Source organism: Streptomyces sp. NPDC007162 (assembly GCF_040634175.1).
Classification (GTDB): domain Bacteria; phylum Actinomycetota; class Actinomycetes; order Streptomycetales; family Streptomycetaceae; genus Streptomyces.
This window is the reverse complement of sequence record NZ_JBEYFC010001050.1, coordinates 1-1,151: the sequence shown is the minus strand read 5'-3', so window position 1 is coordinate 1,151 and position 1,151 is coordinate 1. Positions and strand designations below refer to the sequence as shown.

General features: G+C 68.2%; 1 protein-coding gene. It reads left to right on the top strand.

Annotated features, from left to right (window positions below):
- Positions 1–72: 72 nt before the first annotated feature.
- Positions 73–1,151, top strand: a 1,079-nt coding sequence (locus ABZ646_RS47065) for an MAB_1171c family putative transporter (protein WP_360534039.1), incomplete at its 3' end; no start/stop codon positions are given.

Sequence of the window (1,151 nt, the reverse complement as noted above, 5' to 3'; positions counted from 1 at the left end):
GCGAACGGACCAGTCGGCGGACGGTGTCCGCGGTGGGAGTCGGTGCCTGGGTCATGGATCGTCTCGCTGCTCATGGTGCCGGTCTTTGCGCTGATCAGCCGGAACGTCGGCAACCAGCGGCGGACGATCACCCGCGAGCGTCAGAAGCAGATGGCCGTGCTGTCGGTCATGGTGGAGGAGACGCTGTCGGTGAGCGGTTTCCTGCTGGGCCGCGTCATGGGCCGCACGCCCACGCTCATCGAACAGTTCGCCCAGCAGTCCGGTCGTCTGACGGAGCTGACGGTCAAATCAGCCATGACGGGGCGATGCCTGATCAGCGCCGCCCTTTCCTTTTTGCTGGCCAGACAGCCCTTCGCCGGCTGGATCGCTTCTGCGGGCGGGCCGGGCGCCACTCGGCTGGTGCAGAACCTGTTCGTGCTCAGCATGGCGTATTGGCTGATGTGCTTCTACCTGTACTCGGCGGCCGCTGATGCCGCTGACGGCAACAGACGCGCACGCCGTGAGGCACTTTTTCTGGCTCTCGCCGCGATCGGCCTCATCTCGGCGACCGTCGCGGCGGGCTCGCATGACCACGGCGCGAACTTCCAGGCATCCGACCTGCGCGATCGGGCCCTTGGGAGTTTCTACCTCGTCGCGGATGTGTATCTCGCCTATGCCCTGGCCATGGCCCTGCGGTGGACCTGCGCTTACGCCCGGGCCTCACAGCGTCCGCTGGCAACCGGCCTCTGGCTGGCGGCAGTGGGTATCGGCGCCATGGCCGCGTCCTGCACAATCCGTACCGTGCTGACCGTGGTTCGCTGGCAGGGGAGCACTGTGCCCCCGGCTGTCACCTGGGCCTCAGGATTGATCATCGCGATGGCGGTCCCGCTCTTCCTCATCGGAGTCAGCTACCCCGGAGTCGCCACCCGACTCGCGGCCATGCGGGTACGCCGCCAGCACCGCCGCATGTATCACCGTCTGGGACCGCTGTGGCAGATGCTGCACGAGGCATACCCCGAGCACTCGCTCTACCGGGTGCCGGCCAAGGCGTGGCGGGACCACCTGCTCCCGCTGGGCATGCCGTCCGTGGAGTGGTTCGAGGAGCAGCCGCGCGAGTACCGCGAGAGCGTCCTGCCGCCGGCCGTGCGGGCCCGGGTCGCCGTGGAGGCCGG